The 15,517-nt window shown below is 59.5% G+C and carries 16 protein-coding genes; 6 read left to right on the forward strand and 10 right to left on the reverse strand.

All coding sequences use genetic code 11. From position 1 onward, the window contains the following. Positions 1-28 precede the first annotated feature (28 nt). Positions 29-610, forward strand: coding sequence for a TetR/AcrR family transcriptional regulator (locus PH558_RS14355; RefSeq protein ID WP_285205056.1), 582 nt, complete (start codon positions 29-31; stop codon positions 608-610). A gap of 52 nt (positions 611-662) precedes the next feature. Here PH558_RS14355 and PH558_RS14360 read toward each other — a convergent pair whose 3' ends face one another. Then, a complete protein-coding gene (locus PH558_RS14360) occupies positions 663-1,277 on the reverse strand; it encodes an FMN-dependent NADH-azoreductase (RefSeq protein WP_285205057.1) in 615 nt (204 codons plus the stop codon). A gap of 140 nt (positions 1,278-1,417) precedes the next feature. Here PH558_RS14360 and PH558_RS14365 point away from each other — a divergent pair, with 140 nt between their 5' ends. Further along, positions 1,418-2,386, forward strand: coding sequence for a LysR family transcriptional regulator (locus PH558_RS14365; protein WP_285205058.1), 969 nt, complete (start codon positions 1,418-1,420; stop codon positions 2,384-2,386). A 46-nt stretch (positions 2,387-2,432) separates the two neighbouring features. On the opposite strand, the gene PH558_RS14370 is transcribed toward PH558_RS14365, so the two are convergent. Further along, the gene (locus PH558_RS14370) at positions 2,433-4,421 is read right to left on the reverse strand and encodes a bifunctional 2',3'-cyclic-nucleotide 2'-phosphodiesterase/3'-nucleotidase (RefSeq protein ID WP_285205059.1); all 1,989 of its coding nucleotides are present in this window, start codon (positions 4,419-4,421) and stop codon (positions 2,433-2,435) included. 137 nt (positions 4,422-4,558) lie between these two features. Further along, positions 4,559-4,918, reverse strand: a complete 360-nt coding sequence (locus PH558_RS14375; protein WP_285205060.1) for a PilZ domain-containing protein — start codon at positions 4,916-4,918, stop codon at positions 4,559-4,561. Between the two features lie 160 nt (positions 4,919-5,078). Between PH558_RS14375 and PH558_RS14380 the strand changes: the two genes are divergently transcribed. Next, positions 5,079-5,882 (forward strand): endonuclease/exonuclease/phosphatase family protein, encoded by an 804-nt coding sequence (locus tag PH558_RS14380; protein WP_285205061.1) that lies wholly within the window; start codon positions 5,079-5,081, stop codon positions 5,880-5,882. 6 nt (positions 5,883-5,888) lie between these two features. Here the strand turns inward: PH558_RS14380 and PH558_RS14385 are convergent, their stop codons facing one another. Next, positions 5,889-6,350 carry an Lrp/AsnC family transcriptional regulator gene (locus PH558_RS14385; RefSeq protein WP_069611942.1) on the reverse strand — a complete coding sequence of 154 codons (462 nt, stop codon included), beginning with the start codon at positions 6,348-6,350 and terminating at the stop codon, positions 5,889-5,891. Between the two features lie 152 nt (positions 6,351-6,502). Between PH558_RS14385 and ald the strand changes: the two genes are divergently transcribed. Beyond that, positions 6,503-7,621, forward strand: coding sequence for an alanine dehydrogenase (ald, locus tag PH558_RS14390; RefSeq protein ID WP_095434729.1), 1,119 nt, complete (start codon positions 6,503-6,505; stop codon positions 7,619-7,621). Between the two features lie 17 nt (positions 7,622-7,638). Here the strand turns inward: ald and PH558_RS14395 are convergent, their stop codons facing one another. The 5 genes from PH558_RS14395 to PH558_RS14415 all read right to left on the reverse strand — a co-directional run bounded on the left by PH558_RS14395 (position 7,639) and on the right by PH558_RS14415 (position 11,498). After that, positions 7,639-8,148 (reverse strand): DUF1203 domain-containing protein, encoded by a 510-nt coding sequence (locus PH558_RS14395; protein ID WP_285205062.1) that lies wholly within the window; start codon positions 8,146-8,148, stop codon positions 7,639-7,641. Positions 8,149-8,228: 80 nt separating this feature from the next. Further along, positions 8,229-8,843: a GNAT family N-acetyltransferase gene (locus PH558_RS14400; protein ID WP_095434730.1), complete on the reverse strand. Its 615-nt coding sequence runs from the start codon at positions 8,841-8,843 to the stop codon at positions 8,229-8,231. Next, positions 8,798-9,655 carry a 3-mercaptopyruvate sulfurtransferase gene (gene sseA / locus PH558_RS14405; protein WP_095434731.1) on the reverse strand — a complete coding sequence of 286 codons (858 nt, stop codon included), beginning with the start codon at positions 9,653-9,655 and terminating at the stop codon, positions 8,798-8,800. The genes PH558_RS14400 and sseA overlap by 46 nt, the downstream gene beginning before the upstream one ends. A gap of 60 nt (positions 9,656-9,715) precedes the next feature. Further along, positions 9,716-10,453 carry an alanyl-tRNA editing protein gene (locus PH558_RS14410; protein WP_285205063.1) on the reverse strand — a complete coding sequence of 246 codons (738 nt, stop codon included), beginning with the start codon at positions 10,451-10,453 and terminating at the stop codon, positions 9,716-9,718. A gap of 4 nt (positions 10,454-10,457) precedes the next feature. Then, positions 10,458-11,498, reverse strand: a complete 1,041-nt coding sequence (locus PH558_RS14415; RefSeq protein WP_285205064.1) for a cysteine synthase A — start codon at positions 11,496-11,498, stop codon at positions 10,458-10,460. A 295-nt stretch (positions 11,499-11,793) separates the two neighbouring features. On the opposite strand from PH558_RS14415, the gene PH558_RS14420 reads away from it, so the two are divergent. Further along, positions 11,794-12,624, forward strand: coding sequence for an SDR family NAD(P)-dependent oxidoreductase (locus PH558_RS14420; RefSeq protein ID WP_095434734.1), 831 nt, complete (start codon positions 11,794-11,796; stop codon positions 12,622-12,624). A gap of 3 nt (positions 12,625-12,627) precedes the next feature. Here the strand turns inward: PH558_RS14420 and PH558_RS14425 are convergent, their stop codons facing one another. Beyond that, on the reverse strand, positions 12,628-14,085 hold the full coding sequence (locus PH558_RS14425) for a cryptochrome/photolyase family protein (RefSeq protein ID WP_285205065.1): 1,458 nt from the start codon (positions 14,083-14,085) through the stop codon (positions 12,628-12,630). Positions 14,086-14,335: 250 nt separating this feature from the next. On the opposite strand from PH558_RS14425, the gene PH558_RS14430 reads away from it, so the two are divergent. Then, positions 14,336-15,448 (forward strand): sn-glycerol-3-phosphate import ATP-binding protein UgpC, encoded by a 1,113-nt coding sequence (locus tag PH558_RS14430; protein ID WP_285205066.1) that lies wholly within the window; start codon positions 14,336-14,338, stop codon positions 15,446-15,448. The last annotated feature ends 69 nt before the right edge of the window (positions 15,449-15,517 follow it).

Genomic DNA, 15,517 nt, shown 5'->3' on the forward strand with positions numbered 1-15,517 from the left:
TGTCAAGCCAGGCATGAAAGGATTTTCGATGGGCCGCTCACAATTGGAAAAACAGAAGACGCACGAACGCATCGTGACGCTCGCCGCCAAGCGTTTGCGCGAGGAGGGATTGGAAGGGATCGGCGTTGCCGACCTCATGAAGGAAGCGGGGCTTACCGTCGGCGGCTTCTACAAGCACTTCGCCTCTCGCGACGAATTGGTCGCGGAAGCTGTGGAATCGGCGATCGGATCATGGCGGCGACAGCAGGAGGACAAGGGAATCGATCCCGGAAGCATCTCGCTTGACGAGTATATGGATACCTATCTCAGCGAACGTCACCGCGATCATTGCGGCGAGGGCTGTGCCTATGCGGCGCTGACGGCGGATATGGCGCGCAGCAGCGATACGGTCCGCGCCGTCGCGACGGAAGGTTTGCGGAAGAATTTCGATGCCATGACAGCGCGCATGCCGAAGCCGGAGACAGCCGAAGCCAGGCGAAAGGCCATCATCGCCTCGTGCCTGATAACCGGGGCGCTCGGCCTTTCTCGCGTGGCAAATGACGAGGTGCTTTCCGATGAAATTCTGGAAACCGTGAAACGGTTCGTGAAGGAATTGCCACAGGTGGAATAGCAAAGCGGCCGGTTGAAGCCGGCCGCCTGTCATCATCAAATAATGCTGTCGATTAAGCGGCGAGAGCCAGCTCGGAAGCGCGGGCCTGAGCAGCATCGATGGCCTTCTCGGCTGCTTCCGGACCGAAGGCGACACCCTCGATGTAAACGGTCTCGACGTCGGTGATGCCGATGAAAGCCAGAACCGACTTCAGGTAGGGAACGGCATGGTTCAGCGGGGCAGCCGGGCCTTCGGAGTAGACGCCGCCGGAGGCGAGCACGATGTAGGCCTTCTTGCCGGTAGCCAGACCCTTCGGGCCGGTTTCCGTGTAAGTGAAGGTGCGGCCGGCGCGGGCGACGTTGTCGATCCAGGTCTTCAGCGAGGAATAGATGTTGAAGTTGATGAGGCCGGTGCCGATAACAAGCGTGTCGGCTGCCAGCAGCTCGTCGACGAGCGCGTCGGAAACCTTAACCAGCTCCTGCTGCTCGGGCGTGCGGGCGTCGGCCGGCGTGCGGATGGCGTCCGTGAAGGGGCCATCGATGTGCGGCAGGTTGTCAGCTGCGAGGTCGCGCTTGACAAGCGTCTTGCCCGGATTGTTGGACTTGATCTTCTCCGCCAGCTCGGTGGCGATCTTGGTGGAGAGCGAGTCCGGACGCGGGCTGGAGGTCAGAAGCAGAATGGAGGACATATCCGTTTTCCTTTTCAATGGTTTGCGAAAATCGGCTGGGAGAGTCCGATCACGTTCGCCTCCATAGATAAGTCGTCAGTGCTATCGAGAAAAACTGTGATAATATGGATTGGAATTATCGATAGAATGGATAGCCGCAGATGCTCCCCAATCCCACCCTGGACCAGTTGCAGGTCTTTCTGACCGTCGCCGAGTCAGGCAGTTTCTCCGCCGCCTCGCGCACGCTCAACCGCGCGCAGTCGGTGATCAGCTACACGATTGCCAATCTGGAGGCTCAGCTCGAAATGCCGCTGTTCGAGCGATCCGGCTCGCGCCAGCCGAAGCTGACGGATGCGGGCAGGGTAATGCTGGAGGATGCCCGCCGCATTCTTTCCGATCTGCAGGTAATGCGCGCACGCGTGAAAGGCCTGAAGAGCGGCCTCGAGGCGGAGGTGGCTGTTGCCATCAGCGTCATGGTGCCGGTGCATGCGACCGTCGAGGTGCTGCGGGAATTCCGTGATCGCTTCCCTTATGTTTCCCTGCGGCTCGACACCGGCGAACTTGGTTCGATGCTGGAGCTCGTTGCCAGAGGCAAGTCGACGATCGGTATCGGCGGCTCGGTGTTGAAGCAGGACGACGCCCTGGTCATCGAGCGCATCGGACATTCCTTCATGATGCCGGTAGCAGCCCCGACGCATCCGCTCGCTTTGCTGGGACGGCCGCTGACGCTTGCCGACGTGCGCGAAGAGGTGCAACTGGTCGTCACCGATGCCTCAAACCTCACCAATGGCAAGGATTTCAACGTCCTGTCCTACAAGATCTGGCATCTCAGCGACATCGCCACAAAGCATCAGCTGATCCGCGGTGGTCTCGGCTGGGGCGGCCTGCCGGCCTCCTTCATCATGGAGGATTTGCAGAAGGGCAGGCTGGTGCCTTTGGATCTCGATGCCTACGATCAGAGCGAATATCCGCTCTATGCTATCCGCAAGGTAGATAACCCTCCTGGCCCCGCGGCTGCCTGGATGATCGAGGCTTTCCGCTCGCGTCTGGCACGGTGCCCGAATCAGGAAGACTTCAAGTCCGCCGTCGAGATGTTCCATCCGGGAGACAAGCGCCTGGCGGCGGAGTGAAAAAGTCCTCTCCCCGAATAAGAGGAGAGGACGCTACCATTCGTGATTACAGCACCAGCCGGTAGTTGCGGAAGCCGTCGGCACCTTCGCCGGCATCTTCGATTTTCACGCTCTTGACCTGATCGAGAAAATCCTTGGCCTTCGGCGAGCTCTGGAACCGTACGGTCGTGTCCGATAGGGGCTTGAAGGTCCAGTTGCCGTCGGCGGTCGGATTGATCGAGCCCTGCTCGTGGACATAGCGCACGATGACGTCGCGGTTGGTATCCGGCGCCTGATAGACGACCTTGTCCGCGGCGATTTCCGGGAAGTTGCCGCCGCCGCCGGCGCGGTAGTTGTTGGTGACGACCAGGAACTTCTGCGCGGGGTCGATCGGCTTGCCATCGAACTGCAGGTTCTGGATGCGGTTTGCATCGGCATTCAGAACCTTGCCGTCGTCGCCGAAGCGGCGCGGCTGCGAGAGGTCGATCTGATAGGTGACGCCGTCGATGACGTCGAAGTTGTAGGACGGGAAGCTGCTGTTGATCAGATCCGCATCTTTGGCGCCCGGCTGCACCTGGTTGAACATCGCGGCCGACATTTCCAGCCAGTTCTTGACTTGCGCGCCATTGATGACGACCGCCTGAACCGTATTCGGATAGAGGTAGAGGTCGGCGACGTTCTTGATGGCGATATTGCCGGCGGGAACGTCCGTATAATAGTCGGCGCCGTTGCGCCCGCCGCATTTGAAGGGGGCTGCCGCCGAAAGAACCGGAAGGTCCTTGTACTGCGTCTCCTTCAATATGTTCTTGATGTACCAGATCTGCGCCTGGCTGACGATTTGCACAGAGGGATCGTCGGCGACCAACGCAAAGTAGGAATAGAGCGGCGCAGACGTCTTGCCTACGGGCGTGCGGACATAGGTCAGCGTCGCCTCATGCTCGGCCTTGGCGGCTTCGACGACTTCCTTCTTGTCGGTGACGTCAGCGATGACCTTCTTCTTGTCGTCGCGATGGTAGATCGGGCGTGCTTCCGAGGTGAAGTCGACGATCTTCCAGCTCTTGCCATCCTTTTCGAGCAGCAGGTCGATGAGGCCGAGATGCGAGCCCCAGAAGCCGGCCATGACGGCGGGCTTGCCATGCAACGTGCCCTTGGCCGGATCGGCATCCTTGATGCCATCCCAGGTCTTCGGGCCGGGGAAGACGAGATGCTGGTGGCCGGTGAAGACGGCGTCGATGCCGTCGACCGCGGCGACATAGAGTGAGGCGTTCTCCATCTTCTCGCTCTGGCCGCTGCCGTCGATACCCGAATGCGAGAGCGCGATGATGATATCCGCGCCTTCGGCCTTCATGACAGGCACCCAGGCCTTGGCGGCTTCCACGATATCGCGGGTCTGCGCCTTGCCCTCAAGGTTCTTGATGTCCCAGAGCATGATCTGCGGCGGCACGAAGCCGATGAAGCCGATCTTGATCGGGCTTTCATTGCCGGCGCCGTCCTTGATCTTCTTTTCAAGGATCAGATAGGGCTTGAAGAACAGATCGTCCTTCGTCGGGTCCGAGGCCAGCTGGCCCTTGGTCAGATTGGCGCAGACGAAGGGGAAATTCGCGCCGGCCAGTACCTTGAACATGAAATCAAGGCCATAGTTGAATTCATGGTTGCCGAGCGTGCCGACCGAATAGCCGAGCGTGTTCATCGCCTTGATCACCGGATGGACGTCGCCCTCCTTCATGCCGTGCTGATAGGCCATGTAGTCGCCCATCGGATTGCCCTGCAGCACGTCCCCGTTGTCGATCAGGAGCGAGTTGGTGGCTTCGGCGCGGATATTGTCGATGATCGTCGCGGTGCGCGTCAGGCCCATCGTGTCGTTCGGCTTGTCGGCATAGTAGTCGTAGGGGAAGACGTTGACGTGAATGTCGGTCGTTTCCATGAGTCGCAGATGTGCCTGGTTACCGGCTGCGCGGGCCGCGAAGGGATGCAGCACGATCAGTGCGGCGGTCGCGCTGAGGCCTTGCAGCAGGGAACGGCGCGACATGCTGGGCAAATCCAGAATGGAAGACATAAGACACTCCTTCAACGATGGGGCTATGGTCCGTCGATCATCTCTCGGGCGAGGGAGATTAGGACGATTTTCGAAGGTGTGCACGAGGAATGTGACAGGCTTATTGTGGATCGTAGCCGGCTTGTGCCGACATTCGATCAGCGCTTGAGAACCGGCTTTATGTCCTTGTGGAAAAAGCGGAAATAGGAGGCGACCTTAGCCGAGGCATTGGACGAGCGATCGAATTCGATGCCGATGCGGCCGTTGTGGGTCCAGCGCACGAAACCGTCCAGCAGGCCGATATCGTCGCACTCGACGCGAACCTTGCTGCCCGCCGCCGCGTAGAGCGGCGCCTGCAGGTCGAGCGCGATGCCGCTTGTGGAAATGTCGACGACGCGGCCGGCGACGAGCTTGGTGAAATATCGAACCTGACCCATGAGCCGCGCATGATGGCGCGGCGAGCCGCGTGTCTTGATTTTCAGATTGCTTTCGACGAGAGATTTCGAGGAGAATTGCATGATCTTATCCCGGCCCGCGCATCTTTTTCAGCCTTTGGATAACATGTGTGCATTGTGGGATTCTTAGTGTAATCGTTAAAATTGTAATCGAGAGTCCCGAATCGGTACTTGACCGGGTTCCCTTTCATGACGTGCAATGTGAATATTTGGGGAGCAGAACATGCGCATCGTTTCGTTGAATGCATGGGGCGGCCGGCTTCATGAGCCGTTGATGCCCTATCTCGTCGATGTTGATGCGGATGTTTTGTGCCTGCAGGAGGTGGTTCGCACGAAGGATGCGGAATCACCATGGCTGGTCTATCGCGATCATGACATCGAGCTTCCGCAGCGCGCCAACCTCTTCGAGGAGCTGAAGGCTGCTTTGCCGGCTTACGATGCCTTCTTCCTTCCCGTCGCGCGAGGCGATCTCTTCGACGGTGACACGCGCTTGGACTCTGAATTCGGACTGGTAACCTTCGTGCGCAGGACCTATCCGATCATCGGCCAGGCAGCCGGTTTCGTTCACGGCGAATTTTCGGCTAATGGCTATGGACCGCATCCGCGCTCCCGCAATGCTCATTGCATCCGCCTCTTCGATTATGAGCGCGGCTACCCCGTCACCATTGCTCATATGCACGGCCTGCGGGATCTGGAAGGCAAGGGCGATACGCCGGCTCGGCGCCATCAGGCGCATGCGCTGGTCGAGATCATTCGCCAGGTTCGGCAAGAGGGCGACCGGCTGGTCGTTTGCGGTGACTTCAATGTGTTGCCGGATAGCCAGACCTTCGAAGTCCTCGGCAGCCTGGGGCTCGCCGATCTCGTCACTTCACGGGGACATGACGACACGCGCACCTCGCATTACAAGAAGCAGCCCCGTTTTGCTGACTACATGCTCGTGACATCGAATGTCGAGGTCATCCGTTTCGATCCTGTCGCGGAGCCAGAAGTGTCCGATCATCGCGCATTGCTGCTGGATATGTGCTGACGAAGATCACAAGCCGACATTCGGCCGGTCGATGATCTCGCGCAGTGCGAAGCTGGAATTGATCTTCACGACGTGGGGCAGGGCCGAGAGCCAGTCGCGATGGATACGTTCGTAGTCTTCGAGATCCCGCGCGGCGACGCGCAATATGTAGTCGTATTCGCCCGACATGAGGTAGCAGGAGAGCACGTTGGGGCAGCGCTTCACCGCGGTTTCGAATTCCGAAAGCGTCTTGGCGAACTGACCTGACAGCGAGATGTGTACGAAGGCGATCATTTTGTAATCAAGCGCCTTGTGCGAGAGATGCGCGTGATAGCCGTCGATGACGCCGCTCTTTTCCAGGATGTCGAGCCGCCGCGAACAGGCCGAGGGCGAAAGTCCGACCTTCTCGGCCAGTTCCGAATTGGTGATTCGGGCGTTCTGCTGCAGCATCCGCAGAATCGAATGATCTATGGCGTCTAGGTCGGACATTCGAAGATCTTTCGAAGAAATTCCTATTTGCGCAATAAATCACGAAAAATGACTGCAGTGCAAATCGTCTTTGCAAGGACATTGCGGGACGGAGGTGGTCTGATTTCACTTGGAGAAAATGAAAGACGCAAAAGCATTCGAGGAGGAATGAAATGCGCGTTGGCTGCCCCAAGGAAATCAAGAACCACGAGTACCGCGTCGGGCTGACGCCGGCATCCGTTCGCGAATACGTTGCCCATGGCCACGAAGTCTGGGTCGAGACGAAGGCCGGTGCCGGCATCGGCGCCGACGATCATGCCTACATTGCCGCCGGCGCGAAGATCGCCGCAAGCGCCAAGGATATTTTCGAGAAGTGCGACATGATCGTAAAGGTCAAGGAGCCGCAGCCCTCGGAATGGGCGCAGCTCCGCGAAGGCCAGCTTCTCTATACCTATCTGCATCTGGCCCCTGATCCGGAACAGACCAAGGGCCTGCTCGCCTCGGGCGTGACCGCTGTTGCCTATGAGACCGTAACCGACGAGCGCGGCGGCTTGCCGCTGCTGGCGCCGATGTCCGAAGTCGCCGGCCGCCTGTCGATCCAGGCGGGTGCAACCGCTCTGCAGAAGGCCAATGGCGGCCTCGGCATCCTGCTCGGTGGCGTGCCCGGCGTGTTGCCGGCCAAGGTGGCGATTATCGGCGGCGGCGTCGTCGGTCTGCATGCGGCCAAGATGGCAGCCGGCCTCGGTGCCGACGTCAGCATCCTCGATCGTTCGCTGCCGCGCCTGCGCCAACTTGACGATATCTTCAACGGTCGCGTCCATACCCGCTATTCCAGCATTCAGGCGCTGGAGGAAGAGGTCTTCTCCGCCGATCTCGTCATCGGTGCCGTTCTGATCCCCGGTGCCGCCGCGCCGAAGCTGGTAACGCGCGAAATGCTGTCGGGCATGAAGCAGGGTTCCGTTATCGTCGACGTCGCCATCGACCAGGGCGGCTGTTTCGAGACCTCGCATGCGACGACGCATTCCGACCCGACCTATGTGGTCGAAGGTGTCGTGCATTACTGTGTCGCCAACATGCCCGGTGCGGTTCCTGTCACCTCGGCGCATGCCTTGAACAATGCAACGATCTATCATGGGCTTGCTTTGGCCGATCGTGGCCTGCGCGCCATCGCGGAAGATAAGCATCTCCGCAATGGCCTCAATGTCCATAAGGGCCGCATCACCAACCGGCCGGTAGCCGAAGCGCTCGGCTATGAGGCCGTTGCACCCGAAAGCATTCTGAACGTCGCGTAAAGCCCATCGCGCGCACGTCAGATGGAGGCGCCGGCATCCGCGTATGCCGGCGCTCCTATTTTATCGATCCGGCATTGATAGCAGTTGTTGCGTGCTGAGCGGACGTGGACATAGGCAATATCGGGACGTTCGAGCAGTGAGGCCGCATAGGCTAGAATATCGCCGGTCGGCGTCACGGCGCCAGTTCCGTAGACAATGCGGTCGTTCTTCCCATAGCCGCGCACGATGAAATCCTTGCTGGTCGTCAGCACCGGCGGCAGGATTTCTTCGGCTTCGTAGCGCTGGCACGGCGTCTTATGCAGGAAGATCGGACCCGTCTCCGCATAGGGCTGCAATTCCGGGAAGGGGCGATAGGCAAAGACGAACAGCTCTTCGCCGGCATCGATATTGCGCAGGCAATGGCGGCAAGGATGGCCAGAGCCATCGGAAATCATCGTCTCGGGTTGATGGCCGTAGGCATCCGCGCCGCCGTTCCACAGAAGTTCTGCGTCGGACGTGGGCATGGCTGCAAAGGCGATGGAAGGCATGGCAAGGCTCCTTTCAAGATTTGCCATGTGATGCGCCGGTGCGAGGCGCGAAGCCACCCGATTCCTGCGGCTTCAGCGCCCTAGCCCTTCTTGGCGAGCTCAAGCAGCTCCTTGTCGCTCAACGGCCGAACGATACCTTCGCCAGTCGAAATCGGCGAGAATCCGAACATCTGATAGAGCTGCAATGCTCTGGGATGATCGAGATTATTTGTGGTCGTCACGATGCGCTGCGGGTTAAGCGTCCAGATGGCGTAGAGCGACTGCAGTAGAAACCATTTGCCGATGCCGAGACCGAGTGCGTTTTCGATGAGACCGAAATGGCTGAGTTCGATCGTCTCCTCATCCTGGCGGAAATATTCGAAGAATCCACCCGGCGCGCCGTTGACGTAAAGTACGCTGATATCGTTGCGCTGATCGTGAAGAACAGCCGTCAGCTGCTCGTCGGAGAGGCGCAGACGCTCCACCCAATGCCACCGGGCGCCCACCTGGCGATAGAGATAGCGGTAGAAGGGCAGCGGGATGCCAGGCGCCCGCATGATCGCGGTCTGGATATTGACCGGCACCGGCAGGCTGGCCTTGGGCGGCGCAGTCATTTCCAGACGGGTGATGTGAACCTTGATGGAGGAGGGCGTCTTCACGGCTATGAGGCTCAATCTTGACCGGTGACGATGGGCGTATCCGCCCGGCTGCCCCATTCCGACCAGGAGCCGTCATAGAGCTTGTTGTTGCCGTGATCGAGAGATTCGAGCGCCAGCGTGATGATGGCGGCGGTAATGCCTGAGCCGCAGGTCGTCACCACAGGCTTGTCGAGATCGATGCCGGCCTTCTCGATGGTTTCCCTCAATTCAGGCAGCGACTTGAACTTGCCATTCGTGGCAAAGACGCCGGATGGCAGGCTTCTCGCGCCTGGCATATGGCCGGAGCGCATGCCTTCGCGCGGCTCCGGCTCAGTCGCGGCAAAGCGCCCGCCACTGCGGGCATCGGCGATCTGCAGCGAACGACTTTCGACGATTTCTCGCATTTCCTCGAGCGAAACGACGCGGCTGCCGTTGAATTTAGGCTTGAACGTTGCGGGCGCGAAGCTAGGCGTTGCCGTCTCCAGCGGCCGCCCTTCGGCCTTCCAGCCATCCAGGCCGCCGTCGAGCACGAAGACGTTTGGCGCACCCATGACGATGTGGAACAGCCACCAGACGCGCGGCGAAGCAAACAGGCCTGGACCGTCATAGATAACGATACGATCGCTCTCGCTGATGCCGAGCTTGCCGACTTCTGATGCGAAGAATTCGGGCGAGGGAACCATATGCGGCAGGCCGGTCGAATGATCTGCGATCTTGTCCTGATCGAAGCGGATGGCGCCGGGAATATGGCCGCTGGCATATTCGGCGTCGGCGTCGCGCTTCTGGGCCGGCAGATAGAAGGATGCATCGAGGATGCGAAGGTCCTTGGCACCCAGCTCGCCCTGCAGCCAGTCGGCGGATACGACGAAACGGCTCTTGTCCGCTGCCATGATGATCACTCCCTGCTATGGTTTATTGGTCTTGATATCGAGATATAGGCGCTTGCCCGGTCAATTCTCGTCGATCGGCGCGCCGAAACGAATGCGGAAGCGCCGGTTTTCCTTGCCCTTCTTCTCGATCTTGGCGATGTGGATAGCGCCGACTTCCTGCGTCTCCGACACGTGCGTGCCGCCGCAAGGCTGGCTGTCGATGGCCGAATCCTCGCCGATACAAACGAGGCTGACACGGCCAAGGCCCATCGGCGGGCGCACATTCTTGGATTTGACGATGCCCGGATTGGCAATCAGCTCCTCATCCGTGATCCAGCGGACGAAGACGGGGTGGTTCTCGTTGACGAGCGCCATCATTTTCGCCGTCACCTCGTCCTTGTCGATCGTCTCGCTCATGTCGAAATCGACCCGGCTCTCATCCTCGCCGACCGCCGCGCCGGTGATCGGATAGGGGCAGACCACCGAGAGGAGATGGCAGGCCGTATGCATGCGCATCAGCTTATAGCGCCGCGCCCAGTCGATATGCAGCACCAGCCTCTCACCGACGATGGGCAAGGGCTGATTTTCGAGCGGGACATGAATAATGATGTCCTTGATCGGTCCATGCTTCGTTTGAGCGAGCATGATCCTCGAGCCGTCGCCGCGCTCCAGGAAACCAGTATCGCCCGGCTGACCGCCGGAGGTGGCGTAGAAGCAGGTCTGATCGAGCTCTATGCCCCCATCTTCGTGGATTGCGGTGACGACGGCTTCCGCGGTCGAGAGATAGAAATCGTCACGATAGAGGGCATGGACGGTCATATGATCACGCTGTTGTTTCGTATGGGACGGCGATTTCAGCCCGTTTTTCCAAATAGCCCGGCAGCGGCAGGCCCTTCGACTTCAGGAAGTCCGGGTTGAAGAGCTTGGACTGATAGCGATTGCCGTAATCACACAGGATTGTCACTATCGTATGTCCGGGACCGAGATCCTTGGCGAGACGAACCGCCCCGGCAATATTGATGGCCGTAGAGCCGCCGAGGCACAGGCCCTCGTGTTCGACCAGATCGAAGACGTAAGGAAGCGCTTCGGCATCGGTAACCTGATAGGCGAAATCGGGCGTAAAACCTTCCAGGTTCGTCGTAATGCGGCCCTGGCCGATGCCTTCGGTGATTGAGGAGCCGGAGGATTTCAGCTCGCCGTTCTTGTAGAATTCATAAAGGGCCGCGCCTTCCGGATCGGCGATGCCGATCTTGATGTCCTTGTTGAAGGCATGCAGCCCCATGGCGACGCCCGCCAGCGTACCGCCGGAGCCGACCGAGCAGATAAAGCCGTCGATCTTGCCGTTGGTGTCGGCCCAGATTTCCTTGGCGGTCGTCTCGATATGTGCTTGACGGTTGGCGACATTGTCGAACTGGTTTGCCCAGATCGCGCCGTTCGGCTCGGTCTTTGCCAGCTGTTCGGCCAGCCGGCCCGAAACCTTCACATAGTTGTTCGGGTTCTTGTAAGGGACGGCCGGAACTTCGACCAACTCGGCGCCGAGCAGCTTCAGCGCGTCCTTCTTTTCCTGGCTCTGCGTTTCCGGAATGACGATGACGGTGCGATAGCCGAGAGCTTTGGCAACCAGCGTCAGGCCGATGCCGGTGTTGCCGGCCGTGCCCTCGACGATCACCCCACCGGGTCTCAGCAGACCTTTTTTCTCAGCATCGCGAATGATATAGAGCGCGGCGCGATCCTTCACCGATTGGCCGGGATTCAAAAACTCGGCCTTGCCGAGAATGGTCGAGCCCGTCGCCTCGGAGGCGCCCTTGAGCTTAATCAACGGCGTATTGCCAATTGCTTCGAGGACGGAGGGATGGACGGTCATTGGAATCTGCCTTCTGTTCGCAACTACTGTAAGAACGGTCTTTTCCCTTCACAAGGCGGCATAGGCAAGAAATTCTGTTCCTTGCTACTCGTTTGCCCCGCAAAATTCGACTTGGCAGGCCTCTTGGCCTCTCTCTTTCATCCAACTCCGCAGTCTCCAATTGGTGACATTGTTTTCCTGATGAAGCCGCCAGTCTGGCCGAAAGCGGCCACAATGATACGCTATTTCTAAAATGCCACGACGGTCGCTGTTGAAAGCGTTTGATGTAGGCGGCCGCCAGCCAAGGAGAAGAGCCATGAGCCCGTTCATCGCACGTCCTGAACATGGAGTGGTCTGGATCACCGGCGCCAGTTCCGGTATCGGCCGCGCGCTTGCGCTGAAACTGGCTGAAGAAGGATATAAGGTTGCCGTTACGGCTCGCAGTCACGACAAGCTTCTGGCGCTGCAGGCAGAGGCCAGCGCGCTTGCCGGCAGCATCGTCGTGCTCGATGGCGATGTATCCGACACGGAGGATATGGAGCACACTGTCGCCGCCATCGAATACCAGCATGGCCCTGTTGCCCTGGCTGTTTTAAATGCCGGCATTTATCTGCCGGCACGGGGAGAAGACCTCAATCACGAAGTGTTCGAGCGCAGCTTTGCCGTCAATCTTCACGGTGTCGTCAATTGTCTCGTTCCGGCGGTGCGGCATATGCGGGCACGGGGATATGGCCAGGTTGCCCTCGTATCCTCAGTGGCCGGTTATGGCGGTCTGCCCGGCGGTGCGGCTTATGGGGCCAGCAAGGCTGCACTCATCAACATGGCCGAAAGCTTGAATTTCGAGCTCGATCGGATGGGCATCCACATCCAGCTCATCACTCCAGGCTATGTCGACACGCCATTGACGGCGCAGAACAAGTTCGTGATGCCTGATATCGTGTCGGCGCAGCAGGCGGCTGATGCGATCGCTGCCGGATTGAAATCCCCATCCTTCGACATCAGTTTCCCGAAGAGCCTGGTCTATCGGGCAAAACTGTTGAAGTTTCTGCCCTACGGCCTCTATTTCAAGGTGCTCAGGTATTTTCTCGGGAGCGGCAGCAAGCGCGGATCGGTCGGGCCGCGCATAACCGCGCATCCGGCCGAATAGCGCCTATCCATCATCTTTAAGCGATGCGTGGGCGGCGAGCGCACGCTGCCGTGCCGTGGCATGATCGACGATGGGATGGGGGTAGTGTTTGCCAAGTTCTACGCCCGCACGCTTGAGCACGTCACCAGGCGCTTCAAATGGCCGATGGATATATGTGCTGTCGAGCTTGGAAAGCTCCGGCACGAAGGTCCTGACATAGCCGCCATCCGGATCGAATTTCTCGCCTTGCAGCACCGGATTGAAGATGCGGAAGAAGGGCGAGGCATCGGCGCCCGAGCCTGCAACCCACTGCCAGTTTGCCGTGTTGGCGGCCGGATCGGCATCGACGAGCGTATCGCGAAACCAGGCTTCGCCGTCACGCCAGTCGATCAGCAGATCCTTGATCAGGAAGGAAGCGGTGATCATGCGGACGCGATTATGCATCCAGCCATGGCGCCAAAGCTGCCGCATGCCGGCATCGACGATCGGATAACCGGTTTGCCCGCGCTGCCAGCTTCTCAGCAGTTTGGCATCGGTAAGCCAAGGGAAGTCGTCGTAGCGATCGTTCCAGTTTTCCGTCCTGAGTTTCGGGAAATGAAAGAGCTGATGATAACAGAATTCGCGCCAGACCAGCTCCTTGCGGAAGCGGACGACGTTGTCCTTGGCGATATTGTCGGGCAGTCCGCGCGTCGCATGCCAGATACGGGCAGGCGAAATCTCTCCGAGCGCCAGATGCGGCGAGAGCAGGGAGGTTGCCGGTCTGTCCGGAAAATCGCGGCCGACCGCATAATCATCGATAGCGCCATCGATGAAGTCCTTCACCTTCTCTTGCGCCGCGGCTTCGCCCGGCTTCCATATGTCCGGAAATTCTGATGCCCAGTTCGGCTTGGTGGGCCGCAGCGACCAAGAGGCGAGCGTGTCCGATTGGGGCCACTGGCCGGGTGCGAGGAGCTTTGTGGGCGCTTCTATCGGAAACGGCGGCTCGCCGGATTGCTCGAAGGCACGCCAGAAGGGCGTGTAAGTCTTGTAATGGTCACCTGCGCCCGTGCGCAGGCGTGTCGGTTCATGCAGCAGCTGGCCGGCAAAGCTGTTGGCCTCGATGCCCTTGCTCCGCAACGCCTTCTTGATTTGGATGTCCACGTCGATCCCCGCCGGATCGTATCGACGGTTCCAGACGACGGCTTCAGCCTCGGTTTCCTCAATAAGTTTTTCAAGCACCGTCAGCGCATTGCCCTGGCGGAGGATAAGCCTGCTCCCGAGGCCATCGAGGGCGGTTTGGAGGGCCGTGAGCGAATGATGCAGCCACCATTCCTGTGCTCCGCCAAGCGGGCCACGCTCCGTTGCATCCGGCTCGCGAATATAGACGGGAATTACCGCACGGCCCGATGTTGCCGCCGCCTGTAACGCGTGGTTGTCGTCGAGGCGGAGATCCTTTCGAAACCATAGAAGAATGGGGTTCGGCTCTTTTGTCGATGTCGTCATGGTCCCGGCCGATCGCTCATCCTCTGTTGCGTCTCGCATGCTCTTATAAGGGCCGAAACCCTTATACGGTGCCAGCCGTCAAATGGTTTCGCTACCGCGCGTTACATAAGCGGATGCCACACGCAACTCTCGTAAGGAAAACTGGATGCCGTTTATGATATAAGGAATGCTTGTCACTGTTCTGTAATGCAAATTCGCTAGCAGTCCACCCGATTGACGTGCCGAAAATGGACAGGCGGGGAAGATTAAAATGGCGGAAATCCGGATCGAACAAGTTCGTAAGGCCTATGGACGCAACCCGGTCGTTCATGGCGTCGACCTGAATTTCCGATCGGGCGAATTTGTCGTCATCCTCGGACCCTCCGGCTGCGGCAAGTCCACGCTGCTGCGCATGATCGCCGGCCTTGAGGACATCACCTCGGGCGAGATCATCATTGACGGCAAGGTTGTCAACCAGCTCGAGCCGCGCGAGCGCGGCTGCGCCATGGTCTTCCAGAACTACGCGCTCTATCCGCACATGGATGTCGCCGCCAACATGGGCTATGCGCTCAAGGTTGCCGGCGTGCCGCGTGCAGAGCGTGATCGCCGCATCAAGGAAACCGCCAAGATCGTCGGCCTCGAGGATTTCCTCGCCCGCAAGCCGGCCGAACTCTCCGGCGGTCAGCGCCAGCGCGTCGCCATGGGCCGTGCCATCATCCGCGAGCCGAAGGTCTTCCTCTTCGACGAACCGCTTTCCAATCTCGATGCCAAGCTGCGCGTGCAGATGCGGGTCGAAATCCGCCGCCTGCACAAGCGCCTGTCGGCTACATCGGTCTTCGTGACGCACGATCAGGTCGAAGCCATGACGCTCGCCGACAAGCTCGTCGTCATGTACAAGGGCAATGTCGAGCAGGTCGGCACGCCGCTTGAGATCTATAATACGCCGCGCACGCGCTTTGTCGGCTCTTTCATCGGCTCTCCGGCCATGAATTTCCTGGAGGGCACCTTCGCGGCCAATGGCGAGCAATTCATCTTCGACGGTCTTCCGATCGCCATCGATGCCAATATCGGCAAGCGCCATGCCGGCCAGCCTGTTGCCCTCGGCATCCGCCCCGAACATGTGCGCCTCGTTCCTGCCGGCACGCCTGGCGCTATCCCGGCAACGGTCGATTTCGTCGAAGAACTCGGCGCCGGCCGTGTCATCCATTGCGATATCAACGGTTCGAGCTTCGCCGTCGCCGTTGCCGATCATACAACAGGCCAGACCGGTCAGTCCGTGGCGCTGGAACTGCCGCAGCAGCACACGCATCTATTTGCCCAGGATACCGGGCTGCGGCTCGACGCCATTGCTTCGGTCACGCCGCTCAAAGTGTTGGCGAGCTGATTTCAAACATAAGTTTTCAGTGGGTGAGCCCGGAAGTTTTCCCGACTTCCGGGTTTTTTGTGTGTCGCA

The sequence above is a fragment of the Rhizobium pantanalense genome (assembly GCF_030182525.1).
GTDB lineage: Bacteria > Pseudomonadota > Alphaproteobacteria > Rhizobiales > Rhizobiaceae > Rhizobium.

Excerpts from the sequence above, each read along its gene's own strand:
- PH558_RS14355 (WP_285205056.1), top strand. The coding sequence starts at position 29 with ATGGGCCGCTCACAATTGGAAAAACAGAAGACGCACGAACGCATCGTG.
- PH558_RS14360 (WP_285205057.1), bottom strand. The coding sequence starts at position 1,277 with ATGTCCTCCATTCTGCTTCTGACCTCCAGCCCGCGTCCGGACTCGCTC.
- PH558_RS14365 (WP_285205058.1), top strand. The coding sequence starts at position 1,418 with ATGCTCCCCAATCCCACCCTGGACCAGTTGCAGGTCTTTCTGACCGTC.
- PH558_RS14370 (WP_285205059.1), bottom strand. The coding sequence starts at position 4,421 with ATGTCTTCCATTCTGGATTTGCCCAGCATGTCGCGCCGTTCCCTGCTG.
- PH558_RS14375 (WP_285205060.1), bottom strand. The coding sequence starts at position 4,918 with ATGCAATTCTCCTCGAAATCTCTCGTCGAAAGCAATCTGAAAATCAAG.
- PH558_RS14380 (WP_285205061.1), top strand. The coding sequence starts at position 5,079 with ATGCGCATCGTTTCGTTGAATGCATGGGGCGGCCGGCTTCATGAGCCG.
- PH558_RS14385 (WP_069611942.1), bottom strand. The coding sequence starts at position 6,350 with ATGTCCGACCTAGACGCCATAGATCATTCGATTCTGCGGATGCTGCAG.
- ald (WP_095434729.1), top strand. The coding sequence starts at position 6,503 with ATGCGCGTTGGCTGCCCCAAGGAAATCAAGAACCACGAGTACCGCGTC.
- PH558_RS14395 (WP_285205062.1), bottom strand. The coding sequence starts at position 8,148 with ATGCCTTCCATCGCCTTTGCAGCCATGCCCACGTCCGACGCAGAACTT.
- PH558_RS14400 (WP_095434730.1), bottom strand. The coding sequence starts at position 8,843 with ATGGGGCAGCCGGGCGGATACGCCCATCGTCACCGGTCAAGATTGAGC.
- sseA (WP_095434731.1), bottom strand. The coding sequence starts at position 9,655 with ATGGCAGCGGACAAGAGCCGTTTCGTCGTATCCGCCGACTGGCTGCAG.
- PH558_RS14410 (WP_285205063.1), bottom strand. The coding sequence starts at position 10,453 with ATGACCGTCCATGCCCTCTATCGTGACGATTTCTATCTCTCGACCGCG.
- PH558_RS14415 (WP_285205064.1), bottom strand. The coding sequence starts at position 11,498 with ATGACCGTCCATCCCTCCGTCCTCGAAGCAATTGGCAATACGCCGTTG.
- PH558_RS14420 (WP_095434734.1), top strand. The coding sequence starts at position 11,794 with ATGAGCCCGTTCATCGCACGTCCTGAACATGGAGTGGTCTGGATCACC.
- PH558_RS14425 (WP_285205065.1), bottom strand. The coding sequence starts at position 14,085 with ATGACGACATCGACAAAAGAGCCGAACCCCATTCTTCTATGGTTTCGA.
- PH558_RS14430 (WP_285205066.1), top strand. The coding sequence starts at position 14,336 with ATGGCGGAAATCCGGATCGAACAAGTTCGTAAGGCCTATGGACGCAAC.